Annotated in this window: 23 protein-coding genes and 1 pseudogene; 6 read left to right on the forward strand and 18 right to left on the reverse strand. The window is 60.9% G+C overall.

The window, feature by feature from the left end; translation table 11 throughout:
- Positions 1 to 48: 48 nt before the first annotated feature.
- The 7 genes and pseudogenes from ACZ25R_RS20000 to ACZ25R_RS20030 all read right to left on the reverse strand — a co-directional run.
- The gene (locus ACZ25R_RS20000; protein ID WP_472461993.1) at positions 49 to 825 is read right to left on the reverse strand and encodes an L-iditol 2-dehydrogenase; all 777 of its coding nucleotides are present in this window, start codon (positions 823 to 825) and stop codon (positions 49 to 51) included.
- 1 nt (position 826) lies between these two features.
- A complete protein-coding gene (locus ACZ25R_RS20005) occupies positions 827 to 1,825 on the reverse strand; it encodes an ABC transporter ATP-binding protein (RefSeq protein ID WP_464662263.1) in 999 nt (332 codons plus the stop codon).
- A 42-nt stretch (positions 1,826 to 1,867) separates the two neighbouring features.
- Entirely contained in the window at positions 1,868 to 2,698 is an 831-nt protein-coding gene (locus ACZ25R_RS20010) for a carbohydrate ABC transporter permease (protein ID WP_464662262.1), read from the reverse strand.
- Between the two features lie 4 nt (positions 2,699 to 2,702).
- Positions 2,703 to 3,575: a carbohydrate ABC transporter permease gene (locus ACZ25R_RS20015; protein ID WP_105738108.1), complete on the reverse strand. Its 873-nt coding sequence runs from the start codon at positions 3,573 to 3,575 to the stop codon at positions 2,703 to 2,705.
- Positions 3,576 to 3,676: 101 nt separating this feature from the next.
- Positions 3,677 to 4,987, reverse strand: a complete 1,311-nt coding sequence (locus ACZ25R_RS20020; protein ID WP_223612290.1) for an ABC transporter substrate-binding protein — start codon at positions 4,985 to 4,987, stop codon at positions 3,677 to 3,679.
- A 134-nt stretch (positions 4,988 to 5,121) separates the two neighbouring features.
- Positions 5,122 to 6,078: a sugar-binding transcriptional regulator gene (locus ACZ25R_RS20025; protein ID WP_464662259.1), complete on the reverse strand. Its 957-nt coding sequence runs from the start codon at positions 6,076 to 6,078 to the stop codon at positions 5,122 to 5,124.
- A gap of 104 nt (positions 6,079 to 6,182) precedes the next feature.
- A pseudogene (locus ACZ25R_RS20030) lies at positions 6,183 to 6,455 on the reverse strand (Rdx family protein); the annotation flags it as partial.
- 571 nt (positions 6,456 to 7,026) lie between these two features.
- On the opposite strand from ACZ25R_RS20030, the gene ACZ25R_RS20035 reads away from it, so the two are divergent.
- The gene (locus ACZ25R_RS20035; protein WP_464662257.1) at positions 7,027 to 7,503 is read left to right on the forward strand and encodes a hypothetical protein; all 477 of its coding nucleotides are present in this window, start codon (positions 7,027 to 7,029) and stop codon (positions 7,501 to 7,503) included.
- Positions 7,504 to 7,667: 164 nt separating this feature from the next.
- On the opposite strand, the gene ACZ25R_RS20040 is transcribed toward ACZ25R_RS20035, so the two are convergent.
- Positions 7,668 to 7,943, reverse strand: coding sequence for a hypothetical protein (locus ACZ25R_RS20040; RefSeq protein ID WP_464662256.1), 276 nt, complete (start codon positions 7,941 to 7,943; stop codon positions 7,668 to 7,670).
- A gap of 79 nt (positions 7,944 to 8,022) precedes the next feature.
- On the opposite strand from ACZ25R_RS20040, the gene ACZ25R_RS20045 reads away from it, so the two are divergent.
- A complete protein-coding gene (locus ACZ25R_RS20045; protein ID WP_223612294.1) occupies positions 8,023 to 8,355 on the forward strand; it encodes a helix-turn-helix domain-containing protein in 333 nt (110 codons plus the stop codon).
- Positions 8,356 to 8,542: 187 nt separating this feature from the next.
- Here the strand turns inward: ACZ25R_RS20045 and ACZ25R_RS20050 are convergent, their stop codons facing one another.
- Positions 8,543 to 8,707 (reverse strand): hypothetical protein, encoded by a 165-nt coding sequence (locus ACZ25R_RS20050; RefSeq protein WP_223612295.1) that lies wholly within the window; start codon positions 8,705 to 8,707, stop codon positions 8,543 to 8,545.
- Positions 8,708 to 8,822: 115 nt separating this feature from the next.
- Between ACZ25R_RS20050 and ACZ25R_RS20055 the strand changes: the two genes are divergently transcribed.
- Positions 8,823 to 9,221, forward strand: coding sequence for a DUF1801 domain-containing protein (locus ACZ25R_RS20055; RefSeq protein WP_472461994.1), 399 nt, complete (start codon positions 8,823 to 8,825; stop codon positions 9,219 to 9,221).
- Between the two features lie 8 nt (positions 9,222 to 9,229).
- On the opposite strand, the gene ACZ25R_RS20060 is transcribed toward ACZ25R_RS20055, so the two are convergent.
- Both ACZ25R_RS20060 and lepA read right to left on the reverse strand, forming a co-directional pair.
- Positions 9,230 to 9,421: a hypothetical protein gene (locus tag ACZ25R_RS20060; RefSeq protein ID WP_472461995.1), complete on the reverse strand. Its 192-nt coding sequence runs from the start codon at positions 9,419 to 9,421 to the stop codon at positions 9,230 to 9,232.
- A gap of 6 nt (positions 9,422 to 9,427) precedes the next feature.
- A complete protein-coding gene (gene lepA, locus ACZ25R_RS20065; RefSeq protein WP_223612298.1) occupies positions 9,428 to 11,236 on the reverse strand; it encodes a translation elongation factor 4 in 1,809 nt (602 codons plus the stop codon).
- Positions 11,237 to 11,362: 126 nt separating this feature from the next.
- Between lepA and ACZ25R_RS20070 the strand changes: the two genes are divergently transcribed.
- Positions 11,363 to 13,126 (forward strand): phospholipase D-like domain-containing protein, encoded by a 1,764-nt coding sequence (locus ACZ25R_RS20070; protein ID WP_472461996.1) that lies wholly within the window; start codon positions 11,363 to 11,365, stop codon positions 13,124 to 13,126.
- On the opposite strand, the gene ACZ25R_RS20075 is transcribed toward ACZ25R_RS20070, so the two are convergent.
- From ACZ25R_RS20075 to ACZ25R_RS20085, 3 genes are all read right to left on the reverse strand, one after another.
- Entirely contained in the window at positions 13,123 to 14,121 is a 999-nt protein-coding gene (locus ACZ25R_RS20075) for a cytochrome d ubiquinol oxidase subunit II (RefSeq protein WP_472461997.1), read from the reverse strand. The two genes, ACZ25R_RS20070 and ACZ25R_RS20075, sit on opposite strands and share 4 nt — an antisense overlap.
- Positions 14,122 to 14,340: 219 nt before the next feature.
- The gene (locus ACZ25R_RS20080; protein ID WP_472461998.1) at positions 14,341 to 15,702 is read right to left on the reverse strand and encodes a cytochrome ubiquinol oxidase subunit I; all 1,362 of its coding nucleotides are present in this window, start codon (positions 15,700 to 15,702) and stop codon (positions 14,341 to 14,343) included.
- Positions 15,703 to 15,818: 116 nt separating this feature from the next.
- Entirely contained in the window at positions 15,819 to 16,802 is a 984-nt protein-coding gene (locus ACZ25R_RS20085) for a threonine ammonia-lyase (RefSeq protein WP_472462526.1), read from the reverse strand.
- A 154-nt stretch (positions 16,803 to 16,956) separates the two neighbouring features.
- Here ACZ25R_RS20085 and mbfA point away from each other — a divergent pair, with 154 nt between their 5' ends.
- Both mbfA and ACZ25R_RS20095 read left to right on the forward strand, forming a co-directional pair.
- Entirely contained in the window at positions 16,957 to 17,940 is a 984-nt protein-coding gene (gene mbfA, locus ACZ25R_RS20090; RefSeq protein ID WP_105733908.1) for an iron exporter MbfA, read from the forward strand.
- A gap of 249 nt (positions 17,941 to 18,189) precedes the next feature.
- Positions 18,190 to 18,324 carry a hypothetical protein gene (locus ACZ25R_RS20095; protein WP_264319104.1) on the forward strand — a complete coding sequence of 45 codons (135 nt, stop codon included), beginning with the start codon at positions 18,190 to 18,192 and terminating at the stop codon, positions 18,322 to 18,324.
- On the opposite strand, the gene ACZ25R_RS20100 is transcribed toward ACZ25R_RS20095, so the two are convergent.
- The 4 genes from ACZ25R_RS20100 to ACZ25R_RS20115 form a co-directional block, all read right to left on the reverse strand.
- On the reverse strand, positions 18,315 to 18,662 hold the full coding sequence (locus tag ACZ25R_RS20100; protein WP_472461999.1) for an antibiotic biosynthesis monooxygenase family protein: 348 nt from the start codon (positions 18,660 to 18,662) through the stop codon (positions 18,315 to 18,317). The two genes, ACZ25R_RS20095 and ACZ25R_RS20100, sit on opposite strands and share 10 nt — an antisense overlap.
- Positions 18,659 to 18,988 carry an NIPSNAP family protein gene (locus ACZ25R_RS20105; protein ID WP_472462000.1) on the reverse strand — a complete coding sequence of 110 codons (330 nt, stop codon included), beginning with the start codon at positions 18,986 to 18,988 and terminating at the stop codon, positions 18,659 to 18,661. The genes ACZ25R_RS20100 and ACZ25R_RS20105 overlap by 4 nt, the downstream gene beginning before the upstream one ends.
- A gap of 152 nt (positions 18,989 to 19,140) precedes the next feature.
- On the reverse strand, positions 19,141 to 20,115 hold the full coding sequence (cysK, locus tag ACZ25R_RS20110; RefSeq protein ID WP_346308396.1) for a cysteine synthase A: 975 nt from the start codon (positions 20,113 to 20,115) through the stop codon (positions 19,141 to 19,143).
- A 137-nt stretch (positions 20,116 to 20,252) separates the two neighbouring features.
- On the reverse strand, positions 20,253 to 20,873 hold the full coding sequence (locus ACZ25R_RS20115) for a LysE family translocator (protein WP_223612308.1): 621 nt from the start codon (positions 20,871 to 20,873) through the stop codon (positions 20,253 to 20,255).
- Positions 20,874 to 20,964 lie beyond the last annotated feature (91 nt).

Raw genomic sequence — 20,964 nt, forward strand, 5'->3', positions numbered from 1 at the left:
GCTGCGTCTGCGCCCGTTTTCAGGGCGCAGCAGGAGCCGGGCTTTCGCTCAGCTCATCCAGTTGCCGCCATCGACATTGTATGTCTGCGCCACCACGTAATCGCTGTCGCTGCTGGCGAGGAAAACCGCCATGCCGGTCAGGTCTTCCGCCGTGCCCATGCGGCCATAGGGAACCGCCTCGCCGACCAGACGCTTCTTCTCGCCGAGCGGCCGGTTTTCATACTTGGCAAAGAGCGCGTCGACCCCGGCCCAGTGCTCGCCATCGACAACACCCGGTGCAATCGCATTGACATTGATCCTGTGCTTGATCAGGTCCTGGCCCGTGGACTGGGTCAGGCTGATGACGGCGGCCTTGGTGGCGCAGTAGATGGCGACCAGCGCTTCACCCCGGCGGCCGGCCTGGCTCGCCATGTTGATGATCTTGCCGCCCTTGCCGCGTGCGATCATGGTTTTGGCCACGGCCTGTAACGTGAACAGCGTGCCGGAAAAATTCACGGCGAACAGTTTTTCATAGCTGGCGCGGGTGATCTCGACAGTCGGCGACATATCGAACAGCGCCGCATTGTTGACGAGAATGTCGATGCCGCCGAACAGGTCGACGGTTTCCTTGACGGCGGCGTCGATGGAAGCCTGGTCCGTCACATCCAGTTTGACCGCATGCGCGCCCTTGCCGAGTTCCGTCGCGGTCTGCTGCGCGCGCGCCAGATCGATATCGGCAATCACCAGATGGGCGGCGCCTTCCTTGAGATAGGCCTCCGCAAAGGCCCGGCCGATGCCGCGTGCCGATCCCGTAATGAATGCCGTCTTGCCTGCCAGTCTGCTCATGTCAAATCACCTGTCCGTCCGCGCCAAATCGATGCAGCCGCGCCGGATCCGGCGTGAGGAAAATCGGCTGGCCGTGTTGAGAGTCAAAATCCCCGTCGGTGCGCACGGTCACCTGACCGATGCCGTCGATCTGGGTATGGATGAAGGTGTCGGAACCGAGATGTTCGGTCACGCCAACCTTGCCCGTCCAGGCACCTTCCGTTGCGGAAATGCGGATATGTTCCGGGCGGACGCCAAGGGTCGTTGCATTGTGCTTGGCGGCTTCCGCACCTTCGATGAGGTTCATGCGCGGCGAGCCGATGAACCCGGCGACAAATACGTTTTTGGGGCTGCGGTAGAGTTCCATGGGCGAGCCCACCTGTTCGATGCGCCCGGCATTCAGCACCACGATCTTGTCGGCCATGGTCATGGCCTCCACCTGGTCGTGGGTGACGTAGATCATCGTCGTCTTCAGCTGGTGGTGCAGGTCGCTGATCTCCAGCCGCATATTGCCGCGCAGCGCCGCATCCAGGTTGGACAGCGGTTCGTCGAAGAGGAACGCCTTCGGCTGTCGGACAATCGCCCGGCCGATGGCAACACGCTGGCGCTGGCCGCCGGAGAGCTGGCCCGGACGCCGGTCGAGATAGTTGGTGAGGTTGAGGATATGCGCGGCGTCCTTGACCTTCTTGTCGATCACGGATTTTTCCTGTCCGTCCATTTTCAGGGGAAAGGCGATGTTGCCGTAGACGGTCATATGCGGGTAGAGCGCATAGGACTGGAAGACCATGGACAGGCCGCGCTTGGCCGGCGCCTCGCTCGACATGTCCTTGCCGTCGATGATGATGCGCCCGCCGCTCAGGTCCTCGAGACCGGCGATCATGCGCAGCAGCGTGGACTTGCCGCAGCCGGACGGGCCGACAAACACGACGAACTCGCCGTCGTTGATTTCAAGATCGATGTGCGGAATGACCGAGGTGGTTCCAAATGACTTGGATACTTTTTCGAGTGTAATGCTTCCCATAATATTCTTCCCATCTCTTTTGGCTGCGCCAAAGGCTGAAACCTATTTCACTGCGCCGAAGGTCAGGCCGCGCACCAGCTGCTTCTGCGAGAACCACCCCATGATCAGGATGGGGGCAATGGCCATGGTGGATGCGGCGGAGAGTTTGGCCCAGAACAAGCCCTCGGGACTTGAGTAGGATGCGATAAAGGCGGTGAGCGGCGCGGCGTTGGCGGCGGTCAGGTTCAGTGTCCAGAAAGCCTCGTTCCATGCCAGGATGATGTTGAGCAGCATGGTCGACGCGATGCCGGGGACGGCCATGGGCGTCAGCACGTAGACGATCTCCTTCATCAGCGATGCGCCATCCATGCGCGCCGCTTCGAGAATCTCGCCGGGGATTTCCTTGAAATAGGTGTAGAGCATCCAGACGATGATCGGCAGGTTGATCATGGTCAGGACGGCGACAAGGCCGAGACGCGTGTCGAGCAGACCCCAGTCACGGAAGATCAGATAGAGCGGCACCAGCACGCCGACCGCGGGCATCATCTTGGTGGACAGCATCCACATCAGGATGTCCTTGGTGCGCTTGGTCGGCGAGAAGGCCATGGCCCAGGCGGCGGGAACGGCCAGCACCAGGCCGATCAGGGTGGAGCCCACCGAAATCACCACGGAATTGGTGAAATGCTTGAAGTAGTCGGAGCGGCTCTGCACCTCGCGGTAATTTTCCAGCGTCCAGTCAAAGAACAGGAACTGCGGCGGCGTTGCCACCGCGGCTCCCTCCGACTTGAAGCTAGTGAGGAACGTCCACAGGATCGGAAAGAAGATCAGGAAACCGATGGTCCAGCCGATAACGGTGAAGATGACTTTGCTGCGTGTCGTGGTTGCGCGGGCCATGATCCTACCTCTCTAAATTTTTGCCGATGAGGCGAATGAGGAAGAAGGCGACGATATTGGCAAGGACCACCGCGACGATACCGCCGGCGGATGCGCCGCCCACGTCGAACTGCAGCAATGCCTGCATGTAGATGAGATAGGTGATGTTGGTCGTCTGGATGCCCGGTCCGCCATTGGTCGTCACCAGAATCTCGGCGAAGACGCTGAGCAGGAAGATCGTCTGGATCAGGATGACCACGGTGATCGCCCGCGACAGATGCGGCAGCACCAGATAGATGAAGCGCGAGATCGCCCCGGCGCCGTCCATTTCGGCGGCCTCCTTCTGCTCGCCGTCCAGCGATTGCAGGGCGGTCAAAAGAATGAGCGTGGCGAAGGGCAGCCATTGCCAGGCGACGATCAGGATGATCGAAAACAGCGGCATCTGCGCGAACCAGTCGATCGGCTGGAAGCCGAACAGGCGGGCAATCCAGGCGAACAGGCCGTTGACCGGATGCATCAGCATGTTCTTCCACACCAGCGCCGATACCGTCGGCATGACGAAGAACGGCGCGATGACCAGGAGCCGCACGATGCCCTGGCCGAAGAACGGCTGATCCAGCACCAGCGCCAGAAGAATGCCGCCGATGACGGTGATGAGCAGCGTCCCGCCAACCAGAATGAGCGTATTGGCAAGCGCGGTGAAGAAGGCGGGATCGGTCAGAAAATACTGGTAGTTGAGAAAGCCGATATATTCCTCGGTCCCCGGCATCAGCAAGTTGTAGCGCAGGAACGAGAAGTACAGCGTCATGACAAGCGGCACGATCATCCACAGGAAGAGCAGGATGACGGCGGGCGACATCATGATACGGGCCGTTGCACGTGTCTGAAGCGTAGCCATGGTCAGGTTCCGATACGATAATTATCAAAAACGATAATGCAAAAGGAGGCCCGGGCGGCATCCGACATTCGCGTCGGAAGCCGTCCGGAGCCAGGAGGATTCTACTTGATGTAGCCGCCCTTTGTCATCTCGCGGGTGGTCAGCGCCTGGGCACCCTGCAGGGCCTGGTCGACACTCATCGAACCGGCGAGCGCAGCGGAGAACTGCTGGCCCACGGCGGTGCCGATGCCCTGGAATTCAGGGATGGCGACGAACTGGCCGCCCGTATAGGGCACCGGCTTGATTGTCGGCTTGCTGGTGTTCGCGGCGGTCATCGCGTCGAGCGTGATCTTGGCGAAAGGCGCGGCCTTCTGATACTCGGCATTGGCATAGAGCGAGGTGCGCGTGCCCGGAGGAACGTTGGCCCAGCCTTCCTTGGATGCGACGAGTTCCGTATAGGCCTTGTCGGTCGCCCAGGAGATGAACTTCTGCGCGGCTTCCGCCTTCTTGGTGCCGGCGGGAACGCCGAGGTTCCAGGCCCACAGCCAGTTGCCGTGGTTTTCAACGCCGCCGGTCGGGAAGAGCGCATAGCCCACCTTGTCGGCAACCTTGGATTCCTTCGGGTTGGTCACGAAGGACGCGGCCACCGTCGCATCGATCCAGATGCCGCACTTGCCGGTCTGGAACAGCGCGAGGTTTTCATTGAAGCCGTTGGAGGATGCACCGGGAGGTCCGGCTTCCTTCATCAGGTCGACATAGAACTTCAGCGCATGCTTCCATTCCGGCTGGTCGAACTGCGGATGCCACTTTTCATCGAACCAGCGCGCGCCGAACGAATTGGCGGTTGCCGTCAGCAGCGCCATGTTCTCGCCCCAGCCGGCCTTGCCGCGCAGACAGATGCCGTAGGTCTCGGTTGATTTGTCGGTCATCTTCTTCGCCGCTTCGGCGATCTGGTCCCAGGTCGGCTTTTCCGGAATGGTCACACCGGCCTTCTCGGCCAGGTCCTTGCGGTACATGACCATGGCGCTTTCGCCGTAGAACGGCGAGGCATAGAGCTTGCCATCCACCGAAACCGCATCGCGGATCGCCGGCAGGAGGTCGTCCTTGCTGTAATCCTTGGCAAGGCCGTCGAGCGGCAAGAGCCAGCCCTGCTTGGCCCAGATCGGCACTTCATAGGTGCCGATGGTCATGATGTCATACTGGCCGCCCTTGGTGGCGATATCGGTGGTGACACGCTGGCGCAGCACGTTTTCTTCGAGCGTGACCCATTCCAGCTTGATGTCGGGATTTTTCTTGGTGAAGTCGTCGGTCAATTTCTGCATGCGAACCATGTCGCCATTGTTGACCGTGGCAATGGTCAGCGTTTCGGCATTGGCGAAACTCGCCATGGCCAGAACTGACGCAGCGCCGAGCAGAAGCGTTCTCGTTAACATCTCATTCCTCCCGTGAATGTTATGAGCAATTGCTTGTCTTATGGGCAAATACTCACACAATCCCAAAACAAGTCAAGAGGCAATCGATGCTGCGCTGCAGCATCGAACCTTCGCTTCCAGCAAAACGGTGGAAATCAGGCGGGACGGAGGAGTGCTTCGGCGGTCTGTTCGTCCGTGATCAAGCCATTGATAAGACAGCCTTTAATCGCCGCGACAATACCAGGCAGCTTCTTGGCGCCCATGGCGATGGCGATCACCGTCGCGGTCTCGCGCGAGGGAATATGCGCACTGGCGACACGATCATTGGTGAGGCCCTCGATGGGCACGCCATTGCGGTCGAACGCCCGCCCGACGATCTCGCACACCGCACCCGCCCGGCGCAAAGCCAGGAGTTCATCGCGCGAAATGAAGCCGTCAACGAACAGCGGCGCGTCATCCTCAAGGTCGCCGATGCCGAGAAAGGCGACATTGGCCTGCGCCGACAATTCCAGCACCGGACGGATCATCGCCTGCGCGTGCAGCAGCTCGCGCTCCTCCGGCGAGGAGGCGATAACAGGCAGCGGCATTGGGAAGGAGCGCGCCTTGATCTTGTCGGCGATATTGAAAATGACGTTGTAATACGCGGCTGAACCATCCGGCGAAATATTGCCGGTCAGCGATACAACCTTATGTTGGGGACACTCAATGGGTGACAGCCGTTCGATGGCCGCTTTCAGCGTGCGTCCCGTGCCGATGCCGAGGACGATCGGCGCTTCCGACTTCAGCCAGCGGGTCATTTCATCCGCCGCCGCATCGGCCACGCCGAGCGTGGTCGAGGTCGAGCCCGGATCGGTCGGCACCACTTCCACCATCTTGAGGCCGAAGCGCTTTTTCAGCTGCGCCGCGAGGTCAAGACAGTGGGCGATGGGATGGTCGAGGCGCACCTTGACCAGCCCCTCCGACACGGCCAGCGACACCATGCGCTGCGCCGACTGGCGCGAAATACCGAGCTTGGCGGCGATCTCGTCCTGGGTGTTGCCGGCGACATAATAGAGCCAGCCGGCCCGCGCCGCATCGTCCAGCCTTGATGTGGTAATCTCGGGCTTACTCAACTGTCTGCCCCGCCCTTAAGCGCCTCGCTCCGCTCGTTGCTGGCGGGGACCCCATTGTCTGCCCCGTCCTTAAGCGCCTCGCCGGCGATAGCGGTCTTGTGCCCGTCGGAATGGCCGAGATCACGCTCGGGCCAGACGATGTCGCGCACCTTCTGCTTGAGCACCTTGGCTTCGGGGAAACCGCCATCGCGCTTGCGCTCCCAGATCAGGTCGCCCTCGACGCGGATTTCGAACACGCCGCCGGTGCCGGGGATCAAAGCCACCTCGCCGAGATCGGCGCCAAAGGTGGACAGCAGTTCCTGCGCCATCCAGGCGGAGCGGAGGAGCCAGCTGCATTGGGTGCAGTAAAGGATGGTGATGCGCGGTTTCGTTGTCATGCCGAGCTTCTTAGCATTTCCGCATCGGGATGTAAGCTGTTGTGTTGAATGTTCAATCGCAACGGGGTGGTGCGTGGTTCGACAGGCTCACCATGAGGGAGGCTGCATTTTGCAGAGCACTGGATTCCCTCATGGTGAGCCTGTCGAACCACGCACAACAGACATGCAATCCATTCCTCATCAAAAAAATCACGCCAACTTATCCACGTTCTCCCATCCGCGCTTATCCTTCTCGTGTCCTTTCCGGCGGGAATGCTTCCGGAAACCTTCGAAAGTCGGGAAAGGATCGGCGCTTCGGCCCTGCAGGGAGGAAAACCTGTGCGGCCGGGGAGGTTTGGCCCGGTGGTGGACCCATTGGGCAAAAACTTGAAAACGTCGGGGCGGGTGGTCCTTGGATCGCAAGCATTGCATACGGACTACCCTAGACCCGCGTTCCACGGACCGCCCGTCATTCTCCTCTTTCAACGGCCAGACGCAAAAGCGGGCGTGGCAACGGTTGCTCCTGACAGAAGGTTGTCAGCAGCCCTGCGCTATACCGCGCGCCCGGCAGACAGGCGCGAGGGAGGGCATCATGGACAACACGGAACAGACGACCGGCAGCGCGGCGGATTTCGATTTTCTCATCGGCGACTGGACCATCCGCAATCTGCGGCTGAAACGGCGGTTTGCCGGTTGCGACGACTGGGATGAATTTCCCGCCACGTCGCGCGTGCGCAAGCTGCTGCAGGACACGGCCAATCTGGAAGAGATGGACATTCCGGCCAAGGGCTTTGCCGGGATCACACTGCGCCTGTTCAACCCGCGCGACGGCTCGTGGTCGCTGCACTGGGCGGACAGCCGGAGCAACCGTCTGTTTGCGCCTGTTATCGGCCGTTTCGACCAGGATGAAGGCCTGTTCTACGGCGACGACACCGACGACGGCAGGCCGGTGCGCGTGCGGTTTCTCTGGGAACCCTGCCAGCACACCCCATGCTGGGAACAGGCGTTTTCCCGCGATGGCGGCGAAACCTGGGAAACCAACTGGATGATGCGGTTCACCCGGGTGTGATGCTGCAATCCCATCCTGCGTGGTTCGACAAGCTCACCATGAGGGAGGGTGAGGGTTGCAGGGAGTATGTCCTGCAACGCTGCCGATTGGCATTGCAACCAAACCACATCCCTCATGGTGAGCTTGTCGAACCACGCACAATGGCTATGCAAGCGTTAGGTGTGTCATCCCCGCCGCCGCAACTCCCGCCGCACACGGCGCCAGACGCCCTGGCGCACCATGTCGCCGCGCCGCCACGCATAGTCCTCCTCGATCCAGGCCTGATACCCGGCAAACGCGCCATGCCTAGCAACAAGCGCGTCCGCCATGTCAGTGATTTCATCCCTTGGAACCAGCCGCGGTTTGATCGATGCTTCCCATGCATGGAAAAGCAGCGTGCCCCAGATCGGGGAAAGGCAGATGATGAAAATGACCCATTCAAAACAATTGGAAAAATACATGGCAATGTCCACATATAGACGATATTAAATCGTCATATTGTAGATCGACCTGTAGTTTTTGCCAGAACAAATTGTTCTCATGGAATCATTTGCATCGAATCTGCGCCTGCGAACCAAAGAGCTTGGCATTCATCAGGCGGATGTGGCGCGGCGCGCTGGCTTAAGCGAGAAGCGGTACAGCAATTATGTCACCGGCAGGCGCGAGCCTGACCTGGCGACAGTCGTGCGTATTGCAAAAGTGCTGCAGACGACGCCGGACAGATTGCTGTCGTTCGGAGACGAGACCGATGCCGAGCCGATTGCGCAGCAGCGCATCCGCGCGGCCATCGGGGTGCTGTCGCCGGATGATCTGGAAACCGTGGCGATCATGGTCGAGGCACTGGCGAGCAAGCGCCATGCGGGCGGGGGCTGAGGCCATTGCAGTGTTGGCGGTGCGTGGTTCGACAAGCTCACCATGAGGGAGGGTGAGGATTGCAGGGAGCTATATTCTGCAGCGTCTAAGATTAGCTTTGCAGTCCACCCACTTCCCTCATGGTGAGCTTGTCGAACCACGCACCAAGAACCACGCTTATTGCAACTGCGACCGCCGCAAAACAAAATCAGCGGCGGGACATTTCCCGGGCGATGCGGGTGAAATCCGCCTGCTTGATGCCGATATCGGCGCGGTCGGCCGGGCTCATGGCGTTGAGGAGAGCCATGGCGTTGCGGAAATCCTGGTCCTTGCGGCGGCGTCCGCGCGCGGTGAAATCGAAGATGAAGCTCATTGGTGTGTAACCCGTGTCGATGTAGTGTTACCCCAAGGATAAATCCACACGCCCGGATTGTGCAGTGCAATATGCGCATGGGTGGTATGTCGACATAAAGGGAAACGCCAAGACGATGGACAAGACGGCAGCAACCAAGACCGAAAACCCCTCAGCGCTGATCGATGCGCGGATCAAAGAACTCAGCGACTGGCGCGGCCCGATGCTGGCGCATGTGCGGGCGCTCATCAGACAGGCTGATCCCGAGGTGGTGGAAGAGGTGAAGTGGCGCGGGGTGCCGGTCTGGGAGCATGCCGGCATCATCTGCACCGGCGAAACCTACAAGAGCGCGGTGAAGCTGACCTTTCTCAAGGGCGCGGCACTCGCCGATCCGGCAAAGCTGTTCAACTCCAGCCTTGAGGGCAATGCCCGGCGCGCCATCGACCTGCACGAGGGCGATGTCATCGACGAGGAGGCCTTCAAGGCGCTCATCCGCGCCGCCGTCGCGCTGAACACCGCCAAGCCGCGCACATAATCAGGCGGTCAGCGCCCGACCTGTTCGGCCTGTTCGACTGTCAGCGGCTTGATCTCGGGCGGCAGCGGTTCCGGCCTGTCCGCCTGCAGGACAGGCGCCGACGGCACGTGCGGCCGCACCGTGGTGCAGGCGGCCGCACAGGCCAGAATGCCAGCAAGGGCGAGCATCCGCACCAGGGCGCGGGGAAAACCGGCTTGCATCAAGCCTCAGTTATCGCTCATCTTCAGCGCCTGGATGAAGGCTTCCTGCGGGATTTCGACCTTGCCGAACTGCCGCATGCGCTTCTTGCCTTCCTTCTGCTTTTCCAGAAGCTTGCGCTTGCGCGAGACGTCGCCGCCATAGCATTTTGCCGTCACGTCCTTGCGCAGGGCCGAGATGGTTTCGCGCGCGATCACCGTGCCGCCGATGGCCGCCTGGATCGGGATCTTGAACATGTGCTTGGGGATGAGGTCCTTCAGCTTTTCGCAGAGGTCGCGGCCGCGCTTTTCCGCGGCGGCGCGGTGCACCATCATCGACAGCGCATCGACCGGCTCGCCGTTGACCAGCACCGACATCTTGACCAGATTGCCCTCGCGGTAATCCGAGAGGTGATAGTCGAAGGAGGCATAGCCCTGGCTGATCGACTTCAGCCGGTCGTAGAAATCGAACACGACTTCGTTGAGCGGCAGGTCATAGGTGACCATGGCGCGCTTGCCGACATAGTTGAGATCGATCTGGATGCCGCGGCGGTCCTGGCAGAGCTTCAGGATGGAGCCGAGATAATCATCGGGGGTGAGGATCGTCGCGCGGATCCACGGTTCCTCGATGGTGGCGATCTTCATCACCTCGGGCATGTCAGCGGGGTTGTGCAACTCCTTCTGCGTGCCGTCGGTCATGTTGAGCTTGTAGACGACGCTCGGGGCGGTGGCGATGAGATCGAGGTTGAACTCGCGCTCCAGCCGCTCCTGGATGATTTCGAGATGCAGAAGCCCGAGGAAGCCGCAGCGGAAACCGAAACCCAGCGCGGCGGAGCTTTCCATCTCGAAGGAGAACGAGGCGTCGTTGAGGCGCAGGCGGCCCATGGCGGCGCGCAGATCCTCGAAATCGGCGGCATCGACCGGGAAGAGGCCGCAGAAGACCACTGGCTGCGCCGGCTTGAAACCGGGCAGGATGGAATCGGTCGGGCGCTTGTCCTCGGTGATGGTATCGCCGACGCGGGTGTCGGCCACTTCCTTGATCGAGGCGGTGATGAAGCCGAATTCGCCCGGTCCAAGCTCGTCCACGGCCAGCATCTTCGGCGTGAACACGCCGGTGCGCTCGACCGGATATTTGGCGCCGGTGCCCATCATACGGATGGTCTGGCCCTTTTTCAAAACGCCGTCGATGATGCGCACGAGAACGATAACGCCGAGATAGCTGTCGTACCAGCTGTCGACCAGCATGGCCTTCAGCGGCTTGGTGCGGTCGCCTTCGCGCGGCGGCGGCAGCTGGTTGACGATGGCTTCCAGAACATCGGGAATGCCGAGACCGGTCTTGGCGGAAATCAGCACGGCCTGGCTGGCATCGATGCCGATGACTTCCTCGACCTGTTCGCGGATGCGCTCGGGTTCGGCGGCCGGCAGATCGACCTTGTTCAGCACCACGACGATCTCGTGGTTGTTGTCGATGGCCTGATAGACATTGGCGAGGGTCTGCGCTTCGACGCCCTGCGAGGCGTCGACGACGAGCAGCGAACCTTCGCAGGCCGACAGGGACCGCGACACCTCATAGGCAAAATCGACATGGCCGGGCGTGTCGATCAGGTTGAGAACATAGGTCTCGCCGTTGTTGGCCTTGTAGTTCAGCCGGACGGTCTGCGCCTTGATGGTGATGCCGCGCTCGCGCTCGATATCCATCGAGTCGAGCACCTGTTCCTTCATGTCGCGCAGCTCGAGCCCGCCTGTCTGCTGGATCAGGCGGTCGGCAAGGGTGGATTTGCCATGGTCGATATGGGCGACGATGGAAAAATTACGGATGTGGTCAAGTGGAGTGCTCATGCGCGCGATTTAGCAGTGAACAGGCAAAACGCAAAGCGGGAAATGCAATCCGCCCGCCCGGACCGTCACAAGATTGCATCGTCTGTGCTATATTTTGCCCCTGCGCCACACACCGGGGATGTGATGATGGACGAATTCTTCAATTTCAAGGAGACGGATGGTTTCCGGGTCAAGCTCTGGCGGGGCGAGTATATGTGCCTGCTGGGCTTCGACGTGGATGCGCCGGAGGATGATTTTGTCGGTTTCGCGGTGGAGTACAAAGAGCCGAAGGGCGACACATTCCTCAACCTGCGCAACCGCATCGCCTTCGACTATGGCGAACCGGCCAAGAAGGCGGTGACCGGCGGGGTCAAGTTCCCCACCACCGAAGCGCCGCTGCAGATGTTCCGCTGGGTGCATTTTCCCTATGAGCCGCAGGACGGCATCTACACCTACCGCATCACCAAGATGCACATGCCGCAGGACGGCAAGCTGGTGCGCGGCACCATGATCGAGCTGCCGATCCGCTATGACAGCGTCACCTATGACGGCTTTCTCGATATCGGTTTTACCCGCAACTTTGCCTCGTCGCAGGCTTTCGAGGACAAGAAGAAGCGGCTGCACCTGACCAATGACATCATCCCCGCCAATGCGGATGAGGGTCTCGCCTTTGCGGCCAGGAAAGCCGAAATCGCCAAGACGGGTATCTATGACTGGCTGGGGTTCGAGGCGCACCGGCTGCTGTTCGGCTTCCTCGACTGGGCGGTGAAGGACCCCACCATCGAGGTCGACGCGCTGGCCTACGACCTGAATGAGCCGGACTTTCTGGCGCAGCTGGAAAAGCTCGGCAGCCGCCTGCGGGTGATCATCGACGATTCCGGCGTGGCGGACAAGAAGACCGGCGGACTAAAAAGCGGGCATGGCGCGCCGGACAGTGCGGAAACCCAGGCGGCGGCGCGGCTTGTTGCCAGCGCCGGAGCGGACCGTGTCAAACGCGGGCATTTTCGCGGGCTGCAGCACAACAAGGTGCTGATCGCCAAACGCAACGGCGTGCCGGTGCGGGTGCTGGGCGGCTCGATGAACTTTTCGTTCCGCGGCTTCTACATCCAGGCCAACAACCTGTTCATCTTCGATGACGAGGCGGTGGCGGGCCTGTTCGCGCAGATGTTCACGCTGGCCTTCACCGACATGGCCAATTTCCAGAAAGATCCGTTTTCGAAAGTCTGGCATTCGGCGAAACGCGAGGGCCGCCCGGCGGTGCACGTCTGTTTTTCGCCGCACAAGACATCGGAGCTGTCGCTGCGGCCGGTGGGCGGCGCCATCGACCAGGCGACATCCTCTGTGTTCTATTCCTTCGCCTTCATGAACCAGACCAAATCCGGCCCGGTGCGCGAGGCGCTGGACCGTCTGATCAAGAAGCCGCTGTTCAGCTATGGCGTCGTCGACAAGAAGAGCGGGATGGAAATCCAGAAGCCGAGCGGCGAGAACGGCCTTGTCGATTTCGCCTATCTGGCCAAGAACGCGCCGGAGCCGTTCAAGAGCGAATGGTCCGGCGGCAGCGGCATCAATATCCACCACAAGTTCGCGGTGGTGGATTTCGACAAGCCGACGGCCAAGGTGTTCACCGGATCGAGCAATTTTTCGCCTTCGGGGGAAACCGGCAATGGCGATCATCTCGTCATCATCGAGGATCAGCGGGTGGCGACGGCCTTTGCCATCGAGGCGCTGCGCATGTTCGACCATCTGAACTTCCGCAACCGCATGCAGGTGGAAATCGCCGCGCTGCCGAAACAGATCACCCTGAAGAAACCCAAGGCGATCTCGGGCGAAAGCACCGCGTGGTTCGACAAGTTCTACCTGGCGGGAAGCCAGCGCGAGCGCGACCGGCTGACCTTTTCGCGTCAGTCCTAGCGCAGGTCGTGCGCCTTGCCGCCGAACACCCGGTAGGCGAAGATGGAATAGCCGACGATGGCGGGCAGCACGACGATGACGCCGACGAGGATGATGCCTAGGCTTTCCGGCGCGCTGGCGGCGGCGAAAATCGTCAGCCGGTCCGGCACCACATAGGGATAGAAGGAATAGGCGAGCCCGGCAAAGCCGAGGGTGAAAATACCCGCCATCAGCATGAATGGCAGCGCCGAATAGCGGTCATTGGCGGCTGGCAGCCTGGCAAGCACGGCCCAGAGTGCGGCAAAGAGCGCAGCAGTGACCAGCGGCAGCGGCGCGAGCAGGATCATCTGCGGCAGCACAAACCATTTGGCGAAAATGCGCGGACTGGCCAAGGGCGTCGCCAGCGAAACCGCAACCATGCCGAGCGCGGCGAAAACCAGCGACCGGCGCATCAGGAGGACGGCCTTGTGCTGCAAGGCGCCCTCGGTCTTGTGGATGATCCATGCGGCGCCGATGGCGGCGTAAGACGCGGTGAGGCAAAGACCGACCAGCAGGCCGAACAGGATGCAGGCCGCTGACTGGTCAAGCCCCAGCACATAGACGCCGAGCATGTAGCCCTGCGCCAGGGAAGCGGTGATCGAGCCGACGGCGAAGGCAAAATTCCAGCGCGGCTTCACATGCAGGTCAACCTTGGCGCGAAAATCGAAGGCGACACCGCGCAGGATCAGGCTGATCAGCATGACGGTGACGGGAACATACAGCGCCGGCAGCACGATGCCATGCGCCGCGGGAAAGGCCACCAGCAGCAGGCCGATGGCGAGGACCAGCCAGGTTTCATTGGCGTCCCAGAACGGGCCGATGGCCGCGACCATGGTGTCGCGCTCCGCATCGTCCGTTGCGGCGAAAAGAATGCCGACGCCGAGATCAAAACCATCGAGGATGGCGTAGACCAGGATCGACAGGCCCATCAGCCCGGCAAAAATCAAGGGAAGGATGATGGCGGGATCAAAGGTCATGAATGATGCCGCGTCTGATTTTGGCTATGGCTTCAGAACACCCCCCTCTGTCCTGCCGGACATCTCCCCCACAAGGGGGGAGATCAGCTATCACAGCTGTTTCGAATAGTTCTGAGACATTGCAAAGTAAGCAAAAGCGTTGATGTCGATGTGATCTCCCCCCTTGTGGGGGAGATGTCCGGCAGGACAGAGGGGGGTGAGTTGTGAAAGAATGCATCGTCAACTCCCCCGCACCGGCTGGCCCAGCGGCTGGTCTTCGACACCCGGTTCCGGCTGCCGGTCACCCTCGCGGGCAGCCTTGACCGTCAGCCGCAGGATCACGCCGACATAGGCCAGCAGCAGCACCGCGTAGACGATGAGATAAGCCGCAAGCGATGCGGCGACCGCACCGGCGGGCACCGGCCCGAGTGCGTCCGCCGCTTTGAGCACGCCGTTGACCAGCCAGGGCTGGCGGCCGATCTCCGCCGTGTACCAGCCGGCCAGCGTTGCCACCCAGCCGGACAGCGCCATCGGCACCAGCACGAGCGCGAGCGGCCGCGTGAGCGTGCCGCGCCGCCACAGCATCCAGGCGGCTGTCCACGACACCAGCAGCATCAGGATGCCGGTGCCGACCATGATGCGGACGGCGAAAAACAGCGGCAGAACCGGCGGGTGATTACCCGCGAACTGGTCGAGGCCGGGCACGGCGCCGGCAGCGTCGTGCCGCAGGATCAGGCTGGCACCATCCGGCACCGCGACCTCGACACGATTTTCGCGTGTCGTCTCGTCAGGCAAGGCAAACAGCAGCAGCGGCACATGGGAGCGGGTTTGCCAGTTGGCTTCGATCGCCGCGATCTTCTGCGGCTGATGCGCCAGCGTGTTCAGCCCGTGCTGTTCGCCCGCGACGATCTGCACCGGGATGAGCACCGCGGCGAGATAAACGCCGGTGCGCAGGGCTTTACCCATGGCATCGCTGCGGTCGCCCAGCAGCCAGCGCAGGGCGGACAGGCCTGAGATCAGAAAGGATACGGTGAGCCCCGATGCCAGCAGCATGTGCACAAGCCGGTACGGCATGGACGGGTTGAAGATGATGGCGGCCCAATCGGTGGCAAAGGCCTTGCCGCCGCGCATCTCGAAGCCATCGGGGGTCTGCATCCAGGAATTCAGCGCAATGATCCAGAACGCCGACACCGTCGTGCCGAAGGCGACAAGCAGGGTGGCCAGCGTATGGATGCGGTTGGACACGCGGCGGAATCCGAACAGCATGATGCCGAGAAAGGCGGCTTCGAGAAAGAAGGCGGTGAGAATTTCATAGGCCAGCAGCGGTCCGGCGATATTGCCGACCGTTTGCATATAGCCCGGCCAGTTGGTGCCGAACTGGAAGCTCATGGTCACGCCGGACACGATGCCGAAAGCGAAGGACAGGGCGAAAACCTTGACCCAGAAATGGTAGGCCTTCATCCAGCCTTCGTCGCTGGACCGGCGATAGCGCAGCTTGAAATACAACAGCACCCAGCCGAGCGCGATGGTGATCGTCGGGAACAGGATATGGAACGAGATATTCGCAGCGAATTGTATTCTCGACAGAATGAACGGATCCATGACGGCGTCCTTTCGCTGCGGACATATGTCACCCGAACGGACTGCGTGAGAAGTAGACATGCTGTCGCGTGCGTGGTTCGACACGCACAATTGCCATGCAAATCGGGCCTTTGCCCTTATGCCGCGGCGATCAGCCCGCCATAGATATCCAGGTCCACATTGCCGCCTGACAGGACCACGGCAACCGTCTTGCCTTGCAGCTCGTCCGCCCGCGCCGCCACGCCGGCAAGGCCGACGCAGCCGCCGGGCTCGACAATCACCTTGAGATAGGTCGCCGCATCGCGCATGGCGGCAGCAACCGCTTTATCGGAAACCGCGACGCCGCCCGCCAGGTTCTGCTTGTTGATCGGGAAGGTCAGGTCACCCGGCTGCTGGGTCAGGATCGCATCGCAGATCGAGCGGTAGCCGGGCTCGTTGGCAACCTGCCTGCCAGCCGCCAGCGACCGGCGCAGATCGTCGAAATGATCGGGCTCGACACCCCAGATGCGGGTGTGCGGGGACCGTGCCTTGACGGCAACGGAAATGCCGCTGATCAGCCCGCCGCCGCCACTCGGCACGAACAGGTCGTCGAAGACAATGCCGCGTTCCTCCGCCTCGTCGATCAGCTCGATGCCGATCGTGCCCTGCCCGGCCATGATCGCGGGATCGTCATAGGGTGGCACCAGGATCATGCCGCGCCCGTTGATATACTCAGCCGCGATCTCCTCCCGGCTCTGCTTGTAGCGGTCATAGAGCACGACGTCAGCGCCATAGGATCTCGTATTGGCAATTTTCAACTGCGGTGCATCGGATGGCATGATGATGACAGCCTTGATGCCGAAAAGCTGGGCGGAGCTTGCCACGCCCTGCGCATGATTGCCGGAGGAAAAGGCGACGATGCCGCGCTTGCGCTCGTCCGCCGTCATCTGGCTGATGCGGTTGTAGGCGCCGCGGAACTTGAACGAACCGGTCCGCTGCAGGCATTCCGGCTTGAACAGGATGCGTGCGCCATATTTGGCATTGAGCGCTTCCGACTCGATCAGCCGGGTGGCGACAAGCTGGCCTTTGAGCCGGATGGCGGCATCGACGATATCGGTATTGGCAATGGCGAACGTGTTCATCATGTCCTCGGCTGCTGAATGGGCGGGTCTGGCCATTCATAGCACCGGCGCGGCGTTTCGGCATCCAAATCATTGTCATCATTGTCCCGGGCGCCCTCTTGAAAAGCGCGTCTACTTTCTATAGTTTAGAATTATTCTAAATTAGGACAGTGTCATGCTCAGCCGCTTCTTCGGTCCCCGCCGCCACGAACTCAACGAATTGTCGGAACAGCAGCTCCTCGCGCTCGCCATTTCATCGGAAGAAGACGATGCGCGGATCTACCTTGCCTATGCCGACGGGCTGCGGGACGATTTCCCGCAGAGCGCCAAAGTCTTCGAGGATATGGCGGAGGAGGAAAACCTGCACCGGCAGGCGCTCATCGACATGCACCGCGAGCGCTTCGGCGACCGCATTCCGCTGATCCGGCGCGAACATGTGCGCGGCTATCTCGAGCGCAAGCCGGACTGGCTGGTGCGGCCGCTTGGCATCGACAAGGTGCGCGAGATGGCGGAGAAAATGGAGGAGCAGGCCTACCGCTTCTATACGGAAGCAGTGAAGCTGGTCAGCGATGCCTCGACGCGCAAGCTGCTCGGGGATCTTGCCATTGCCGAGAAAACCCACGAATCGCTGGCGCACCGGCTGGGCGAACAGCACACGCCCGATGCGGTGCAACAGGACGAGAAGCTGACGGAAAAACGCCAGTTCCTGCTCACCTATGTCCAGCCGGGGCTGGCGGGGCTGATGGATGGCTCCGTCTCGACGCTTGCGCCGATTTTCGCGGCAGCCTTCGCAACCCAGGACACCTGGCAGACATTTCTGGTCGGCCTCTCCGCCTCGCTCGGCGCCGGCATCTCGATGGGCTTCACCGAAGCCGCCCATGATGACGGCAAGCTGTCCGGGCGCGGATCGCCGCTGAAGCGCGGCCTCGCCAACGGCCTGATGACGGCGATCGGTGGCCTGGGCCATGCCCTGCCCTACCTGATCCCGGACTTCTGGACGGCCACGACGATCGCCGCACTGGTGGTTTTCGTCGAGCTTTGGGCGATTGCCTATATCCAGCACAAATATATGGAAACGCCGTTCTTCCGCGCGGCGATACAGGTGGTGCTGGGCGGCAGTCTTGTCCTGGCCACAGGCATTCTCATCGGCAATGCATAACGACCGGCGCATGCAGGCGGGTCTTATAAACGAATCAGAATTGACAAAACCCGGTGGTTAACACCGGGTTTCTTTTTGGCTTTTCAACCGGGAAATTACGGCCTGCCTCAGGTGTTAAAGCTAATTTTCCATGAATTCACCGGGCCTTAACCATCGGTATTCAGCAAGCGTTCATATTTATCGGTTAAATTTTAGCTAAATGATCGCTAACCGATTTTTTCGGGCGAGCGAGATTCAGGAAATGAAGATATGACCATGCTCGTTCAACTGCGCGATACGCTTCGCGTCGTCCGTGAATTCATTGCACCGTCCTACCGGCCGGAACGCCATTACATGCGCGGCCCCGGCCCCGCCTGTGCACAGCGCAACCACGGTCAGGCATGATGGTAAACACGCGCGTCAGACGGAGCCTCATCACGGGCTCGCAAGCCATAGTCACGCAGAACAGCCGCAATCCGCAGCCGGTAATCGGCAAAGATTTCGGCGCGGCCAGCGCTCTGGGCAGCGCGATGTTCCTCGGTCTGGCGCCAAGCCGCAACTGAGGCCTCGTCGCGCCAGAACGACAGGGAGAGATAACGGTTCTCGTTGGCAAGACTGCGGAACCGTTCGACGGAAATGAAGCCGTCCATCTTTTCCAGAAGCGGGCGCAAATTCGCCGCCCGCTCGAAATAATCTTTCTCGTGGCCTTCCCTCGGCTCCACTTCGAAAATCACAGCAATCATCGGATCAATTCCCCATTGTTTCCAGTAACCCGGCGCAGGAACGTGCGGTCCTCGCGGCGGATGAATTTCCGTTCGCGCGAAAATTCGTAATTGGCGCGGCCCAGCGGATCGGCCATCAATTTTGCGCGGTACGCCTCATAGGCCGCCAGATCCTCGATGGTGTAAATCCCGTAGGCCAATGTGGCCGACCCCTCATGCGGGGCGAAATAGCCGATCAGGTCGGCGCCGCAGCGCGGGATCGCCTCGTTCCAGGTGCGTGCATAGTGCTCGAATGCATCCTTCTGGTAGGGGTCGATTTCATATTTGATAATGCAGGTGATGCTCATGACGGCCGCTCCTTCGTGTGGACTGGCCTGTTTTAGAGCAGCCGGATGACCCGATGCTTCGATCACGGCCGAACTATCGCGGCCGCAAAACAATCAGCCCCGCCAGGCATTTGGCGCGCGGCGGGGCTGATTGCAGAACAGTATCGGTTCTATCAGGCGTCGAGACCGTCGAAGAGTGCCGTCGACAAATACCGTTCAGCAAAGGACGGAATGATCACGACGATATTCTTGCCCTTGTTTTCCGGACGCTTGCCGAGCTCGATAGCCGCCGTGAGCGCGGCGCCGGAGGAAATGCCGACCGGCACGCCTTCGAGCTTGGCCACCAGGCGGGCATAGGTGAAGGCATCCTCATTGGAAACCTGAATGACCTCGTCATAGATGTGCGTGTCGAGCACCTGCGGCGCGAAACCGGCACCGATGCCCTGAATCTTGTGCGGGCCGGGATTGCCGCCTGATAGAACCGGCGAATCCTTCGGCTCGACCGCAACGATGCGCACGTCCGGCTTGCGCTGCTTCAGGACCTGGCCGACACCGGTGATGGTGCCGCCGGTGCCGATGCCGGACACAAAGATATCGACCTTGCCGTCCGTATCGTTCCAGATTTCCTCGGCGGTGGTCCTGCGGTGAATCTCGGGGTTGGCCGGATTGTCGAACTGGCCGGGAATGACCGCATCGGGCGTGGTTTCCACCAGTTCATTGGCCTTGGCGATGGCGCCCTTCATACCCTTGGCGCCCTCGGTCAGAACCAGTTCGGCACCGAGCAGCTTGAGCATCTTGCGGCGCTCGACCGACATGGTTTCCGGCATGGTGAGGATGAGACGGTAGCCCTTTGCGGCGGCGGCAAACGCCAGCGCAATACCGGTATTGCCGGAGGTCGGCTCGACGAATGTCGTCTTGCCCGGCGTTGCCTTGCCCTGTGCTTCCAGCGATTCGATCAGCGCGACGCCAATGCGATCCTTGACACTGGCAATCGGATTGAAGAATTCGAGCTTGGCCAACAGATTGGCTTCGACACCCTGATCCTTTGCCAGCTTATCAAGACGGATAATCGGCGTATCGCCGATGGTATCGACAATGGAATTGTAGATACGGCCGCGGCCGGGTTTGCGCGCATCACTCGTGCTCATGGAAATGCTCCCTCAATTGCTGTGACAGCCATCTTATGGCGCGAGCTTGAAAATTCATAGTCGAGCCTATGCATAAACAACCCGATCACGGGAATTTCATGCCAATATACCTAGAGCCTTAGAATAAAATTCTATGGTCAGGATGCCCGCCCGGCGATAGCGAGTGCAGCGCCCGCCATGAATGCGGCGGCGGTGCGGTTCAGCCGTTTCAGCGCGCGCGGCGATTGCAGGAACCAGCGTGCCTTGGATGCAAGCGCGAGATAGGGCACCAGCACGACAAGCAGCGTCACAACCGTTACGCAGGCGAGCAGGGCATAATCGGTCGGGGTGATGGCGTGCAGGTCGATCAGCGTCGGCGTCAGGGCGATATAGAAGATCATGGTCTTCGGATTGCCGAGGGTAACCGCAAGCCCGGAAAGCACGCTGGCGAGGGCCCCGCCGCTGCCGCGCTTGGCTTCAATCTTTTCGGCGGAAATTCCCGCGGTCCAGAAACTCCAGGCGAGATAGGCGAGATAGGCCACACCCGCCCATTTGATCAGCAGAAACAGTGTTCCGAACGTCTGCGCCACCATGGAAAGGCCGAGCACCACGGCCGTCAGATAGGTCAGATCGCCGAGGACAAGGCCGAGCGACATGAACAGAGCCGAGCGGAAACCGGAGCCGAGCGCCCGCGCGATGAGGGCGGTGAGACCGGGCCCGGGAATGGCGGCGGCAATGGCAAGGGCGCCCGAATAGGCGATGAAACCGGCAAGTGTCATGATCAATCTCTGCGTGAGGTCTGTGCGGCGGGAGAATACGCCGATTTTCCGCACTGGCAATCGGGTTTGGATGATTGCTGCATTCGTCATT

The sequence above is a fragment of the Phyllobacterium sp. RCAM01083 genome (genome assembly GCF_055685835.1).